Annotated in this window: 5 protein-coding genes; 2 read left to right on the top strand and 3 right to left on the bottom strand. The window is 40.0% G+C overall.

Annotated features, from left to right (window positions below):
* Positions 1-187: 187 nt before the first annotated feature.
* The 3 genes from AC0UMU_RS08055 to AC0UMU_RS08045 all read right to left on the bottom strand — a co-directional run bounded on the left by AC0UMU_RS08055 (position 188) and on the right by AC0UMU_RS08045 (position 3,866).
* Positions 188-1,204 carry a 2-oxoacid:ferredoxin oxidoreductase subunit beta gene (locus tag AC0UMU_RS08055; protein ID WP_009318293.1) on the bottom strand — a complete coding sequence of 339 codons (1,017 nt, stop codon included), beginning with the start codon at positions 1,202-1,204 and terminating at the stop codon, positions 188-190.
* A gap of 3 nt (positions 1,205-1,207) precedes the next feature.
* Entirely contained in the window at positions 1,208-3,061 is a 1,854-nt protein-coding gene (locus AC0UMU_RS08050; RefSeq protein WP_122303623.1) for a 2-oxoacid:acceptor oxidoreductase subunit alpha, read from the bottom strand.
* Positions 3,062-3,335: 274 nt separating this feature from the next.
* Positions 3,336-3,866: a shikimate kinase gene (locus tag AC0UMU_RS08045; protein ID WP_009318291.1), complete on the bottom strand. Its 531-nt coding sequence runs from the start codon at positions 3,864-3,866 to the stop codon at positions 3,336-3,338.
* Positions 3,867-3,983: 117 nt separating this feature from the next.
* Here AC0UMU_RS08045 and AC0UMU_RS08040 point away from each other — a divergent pair, with 117 nt between their 5' ends.
* Together AC0UMU_RS08040 and AC0UMU_RS08035 are read left to right on the top strand one after the other, a co-directional pair.
* Entirely contained in the window at positions 3,984-4,631 is a 648-nt protein-coding gene (locus AC0UMU_RS08040; RefSeq protein ID WP_122338293.1) for a ribonuclease H1 domain-containing protein, read from the top strand.
* 133 nt (positions 4,632-4,764) lie between these two features.
* On the top strand, positions 4,765-5,973 hold the full coding sequence (locus tag AC0UMU_RS08035) for a glycosyltransferase family 4 protein (RefSeq protein ID WP_473979910.1): 1,209 nt from the start codon (positions 4,765-4,767) through the stop codon (positions 5,971-5,973).
* The last annotated feature ends 27 nt before the right edge of the window (positions 5,974-6,000 follow it).

The following is a 6,000-nucleotide window of genomic DNA, read 5'->3' as shown; positions in this document are numbered from 1 at the left end:
AATAAAAGGGCGGCATGACAAAAAAAAGAAGGCATCCTTTTTAGACACCTTCTTTGGGTTACTGTTGAATTGAGTTAGGTTTCAGATTAAAAGTTTATCTTTTCGATAAAGAAACTCTGAATTAGAACATCTTTGCAAAACTCAAAAAAACACACAAAGTCAACTTTGTAAAAATTCGGACAAGATTTTACTTGACTTCCCATGTCTCTTCACTTAATAAAAGATCCCGAAGAGTCTTTTTCGGATTCTTCTCTCTTATGGAGTCGATCTGTTTTTTTACTTCTTGATCGTAGACGGGAGCATCGACCGATCGAATAACACCTACGGCCAAAGGCAGTTCGTGACCGTCCATCATGGCAAGGCGTTGATGTAAGAAATTATCTCGGGTTGTCGCATCATGAGTGAGTATATCATTAAGTGTTACTCCGTTTTCTCCTATTGTGACTGCTTTTAATGTGAAACCGTCGAGAACCAATCCCTTATTGAGATCTTTACCGAAAAGCATTTTTTCTCCGTGCTTCAAATGTATTGTTCGTTCTGCCCGGAATTCTTTATCCGCTACATAACTATGTATGTGGTCGTTGAATATGACACAGTTTTGCAAAATTTCAACGACCGATGCCCCTTTATGTCTTCCAGCTTCTACCATTACTTCTTTAGATACGGCCAGATCGACATCGATTGCCCGGGCAAAAAAATGCCCTCGAGCTCCGAATGTCAGTTCTGCGGGTACGAAAGGGTCTTCGACCGTACCGTAGGGAGATGATTTGGTAACAGCTCCTCGATCACTGGTCGGAGAATATTGGCCTTTTGTGAGTCCGTATATTTTGTTGTTCAGCAAGATAATATTAAGATCTACATTTCTTCGTAAGGCATGAATAAAGTGGTTTCCACCGATAGCCAGACAATCTCCGTCTCCGGTAATTTGCCATACCGTGAGATCGGGATTGGCGGTTTTGACACCCGTTGCGATAGCTGCTGCCCGTCCGTGAATCGTATGAAATCCGTAAGTATTCATATAATACGGTAACCGGGATGAACAACCTATACCCGATATCACAGCCGTTTTGTGAGGCGGAATGCCTAACTCGGCCATTGCTTTTTGTAATGTATTTACTACGGCATGATCTCCGCACCCCGGACACCAGCGTACATATTGGTCGCTTTTAAAATCTTTGGCGGTATATTCTGTATTGCTGCTCATGAGTTATTCCTCCATCAGTTTTGAAAAATGATCGGTCAGTTCACTTACCATGAACGGTTGACCTTGAACTTTGTTGAATCGTGATACATTGGTAAGTCCCGGAATTTTGGCACATAATTGGGTGGCGAATTGTCCGTTATTCAGCTCGCAAACTACGATTTTCTTGTATCGTCTTAATATCTCTTCCGTGTTTTTGGGCATTGGATTGATATAATTGAAATGAACCATTGCTACCTTTTTGCCGATAGCGTTCATTGATTCCACAGCAGAATAAAGATGTCCGTATGTACCACCCCATCCGACAACCAGTAAATCAGCTTCCGGATTACCCAATATCTCAAGTTCGGGTATTTCGTTTGCTATATAATCGATTTTTGCTTGTCGCATATCCGTCATTTTTTGGTGATTGGCCGGATCGGTTGATATGGCACTGGTAATACAGTCTTTTTCCAACCCTCCCAATCGGTGCATAAAACCTTCTGTTCCGGGAATAGCCCAATAACGGACATTCGTTTCAGGATTACGTTTATAAGGTTTCCAGTTATCTTTCAATAAATCATTGTAAACGTATTGAGGATGTATTTCGGGATATTCTTCCATTTCGGGAATGCGCCAAGCCGAAGAGCCGTTTGCGATAAAAGCATCTGTCAAAAGAATGACCGGAGTCATGTGTTCCAATGCTATTTTTGATGCGGCGAAGGCCATATCGAAACAGTTGGTCGGGGTCGAAGCCGCGAGAACGACTACGGGAGATTCGCCGTTTCTTCCGTACAAAGCTTGTAGCAAGTCTGTTTGTTCCGATTTAGTCGGGAGTCCTGTAGAAGGGCCTCCGCGTTGTACGTCGATAATCACTAACGGCAGCTCTGCCATAACGGCAAGACCGATTGCTTCGCTTTTTAGTGCAAGTCCCGGGCCGGAAGTCGATGTGGCTGCAAGGTTACCGGCAAAGCTAGCTCCGATCGCCGTGCATATTCCGGCTATTTCATCTTCTGCTTGAACGACTTTTACACCCAGATCTTTTCTCTTGGCCAATTCATGAAGAATATCACTTGCCGGAGTGATAGGATAACTTCCTAAAAATAACGGTAACCCCGATTTTTCAGATGCAGCGATCAATCCTAATGCAGTTGCCCTGTTTCCGTTTACATCGGTATAGAATCCTTTTTTTGCCGACTTTGTCTCGATACGGTAAGTCGATACTGAAGCATGTATGTTGTTTCCGTAATTATATCCGTCGGTCATGACTTTAATATTGGCCTCGAGAACGGACGGTTTTTTTGCAAATTTGTTTTTCAATAAGTGTGCGGCCTGATCTAAGGGTCGGTCGAATAACCAGCAAATCAGTCCTAATGCGAACATGTTTTTACAACGAAGAATTGTTTTGTTATCTAATCCCGAGTCTGCTAAAGAGTCTTTGACAAGAGATGTGATGGCTACGGGAACTACTTGTACCGAATTCATGTTCAATTCTTTAAAAGGATCTTCGGTTAGGAATGCTGCCTTTTCGAGATCATTTTTTTGGAATGAATCGGTATCGATGATAACCACTGCATTCGGTTTTACATATTTAGTATTGGTTTTTAATGCTGCCGGGTTCATGGCAACCAAAACATCGGCCTTATCTCCCGGAGTATATACCCCTTTACCGATATGCACTTGAAATCCGGATACTCCGCCCAATGTCCCTTGAGGGGCACGTATTTCTGCCGGATAATCGGGGAAAGTGGAAATTTCATTTCCGATAGCTGCCGAAATGTTTGAAAAGAGGTTTCCTGCCAATTGCATTCCGTCTCCGGAATCTCCGGAGAAACGGATAACCACTTTTTCCAGTTCTTTCACGTTCGTTTGTTCTGACATAATCTCCCTTATTTAGTTTATTGTTTCGATCGAATTGTTTGTAATGAAAAACAGGAATATTTCAAGTTTCAAATTATTATATATTTTGCTGAAATGGTATTTATTGTATAGCAAATGTGCTTTTTATGAAGCTAATTTGTTGCTACAACGCAAAGAAACAAAATTTTTGGTAACTAAACCAACTTTTGAGAAGTTATCCTTATGAAATTTTAAAAATAAGCTATTTCTGTGAGTTTTTTTCATGGAAAAGAGAAAAATAGAAGAGAGTGTTAATTTATTTTTGTTCGATAATAGTATAAAGTCGTTCTACGGCTTTTTCTATGGCATCGTAACTTTCCAATTCACCGGTATCGAAGATAATAGATGATCGTTTATATTTTTCTTCACGAGCTGAAAGATTTGTTTTTATGAACTCCATTAGCTCCGAATCGGTTTTATCCCGTAATAGCGGACGATTACTACGGGCGTGTTTCAATCTTTGAAAAAGAATCTCAGGGGTTGTTTGTAAATAAATACAACATCCTTGTTTATTCATATAGTCGATATTATCAAAAAAGCAGGGAGCTCCGCCGCCGGTGGCGATTATCACATCTTCAAATTCTCCGACTTCTCGAAGCATGTTCCGTTCGATAATGCGAAATTCCTTTTCTCCTTTTTCTGCAAATATTTCATTTATGGTTTTCCTGAACCGGGTTTCGATATAATGATCGAGGTCGATAAACGAGAGTCCGGCTTTTTGTGCGAGACGCAATCCGAGAGTACTTTTTCCAGAACCCATGTATCCGGTAAGGAATATTCTTTTCATAACTGGCGGTATAGATTTGATTGTTATGATAACTGTTTTGCAAAAATAGACCATTTTACTACAATACTCAATAAATATATCTATTTTTGTGTAAAATGATTTTTTAACATTCCATATATGGGGAATAAGTTCAAATATTATGTCGTGTGGGAAGGTCTGGCTCCGGGAATTTATGATTCTTGGGAGGAGTGTCAATTGCAGGTAAAAAATTATAAAGGAGCTAAATATAAAAGTTTTCCGACCAAAGATGCTGCAATAAAGGCATTTCGGGCAGGATACGATGAACATTTGGGAATACTGGGACAATTGGCCGATGTGATGAAGAAAAGTCATACGGTGAATTTGGATGCTGTTCCTGAGTATCTGAAAGATTCATTGGCTGTAGATGCTTCTTGTCTGGGAAATCCCGGTATCATGGAATATCGTGGAGTTAGTGTCCGTACCGGAAAAGAAATTTTTCGGCAAGGTCCTTTTGAAGACGGGACTAATAATGTGGGGGAGTTTTTAGCCTTAGTGCATGGTTTGGCCTTATTAAAACAACAGAATAGTTCAATGACAATTTGCTCTGACAGCCGGAATGCCATGGCTTGGGTGCGAGATAAGAAATGTAAAACAAAACTTGTCCGAACAGAAAAAAATGCAAAAATATTCGAGTTGATAGCGCGGGCCGAAAAATGGTTGGCTGAAAACACATATCCAAATCGGCTGGTAAAATGGGAAACTAAAGAATGGGGGGAGATTCCTGCCGATTTTGGAAGAAAATAAAAGTTTCTTTAATCCATGCAGCATATTATGGAGAAGATACGTCTTTCTGTATAGATGTCTGTTTTTATTTCATTTTATGAAAATGAAATTCAGAAAAAGTAAAACGAAAAGAAAACGTATAAATCGGAATAGTATGATTATTGGGTTAGATGCAAAGCGGGCGATGGCAAATCATACCGGCTTGGGAAATTATAGCCGGTATATGGTAGATATATTGGCAACTTATCATCAGAGCAATAATTACCGGTTATTTGTCCCGAAAGAAAAAAAGAACAGTTCGTTCGATAAATTGTTGCATCATAATAACGTCCGTTCGTCGTTTCCCCAATCTACTACGATGAAGCGTTTTTCTTCTTTGTGGCGTACTTGGTTTATTAAAAAAGACCTTGTACGGAACGGTATACAGTTATATCATGGATTAAGTAATGAATTACCGATAGGAATACATAAGACGGGAATCAAAAGCGTGGTAACTATACATGATCTTATATTCCTACGTTATCCCGAATATTATAAACCCATAGACCGTAAGATATATAATTTTAAGTTCCGGTATGCTTGTCAGGTTGCAGACCGTATTGTTGCGATCAGTGAATGTACGAAACGGGATATTATGCATTTTTATCATATCCCTGAAGAAAAGATCGATGTCGTATATCAAGGCTGCGATCCGCAGTATTCGGTTCGGGTAAGTGAATCCCGTAAGGCGGAGATAGGAGCAAAGTATAATTTGCCGGAAAAATTTATTTTGAATGTCGGGAGTATAGAAGAACGCAAAAATCTTATGCTGGCGGTTCAGGCTTTAAAAGACATTCCTTCCGATGTGCATTTGGTTGCTATCGGGCGTAAAACTCCTTATGTGAATAAAATAATGGATTATGTGGCTGAAAATAATCTTGGAGATCGGGTTCATTTGATTCATGATCTTCCGCATAAAGATCTCCCGGCAGTTTATCAGTCGGCCACTTTATTTGTATACCCTTCGCGTTTCGAAGGGTTCGGAATACCTATTATAGAAGCTATGCATTCTCAGCTTCCGGTTATTGCGGCTACCGGATCTTGCTTGGAGGAAGCCGGAGGAAAAGATTCTTTATATGTCGATCCGGATGATGTTTCCGGAATGGCTGAAGCGATGAACCGGATATTGGAAGATCCTGCTTTGCGTGAAAAGATGATTGCTTCAGGAAATATCTATTTGCAGCGTTTTCAGGAAAATATTTTGGCAGATTCGATGAGTAAGGTTTATTCGAAATGTTTTGAAGGAACTGAATCTGCAACGATTAGTCAGCAGGATATTCAGGTTGAAGACTATCGAATGAATTGGTCAAAGAGGCCTTTATAAACAAATTCTTGTTGAAAATTCTTCTTT

The organism is Coprobacter fastidiosus, from assembly GCF_982245605.1.
The sequence above is the reverse complement of the archived record's forward strand: the minus strand, read 5'-3'. Positions and strand labels throughout refer to the sequence as shown.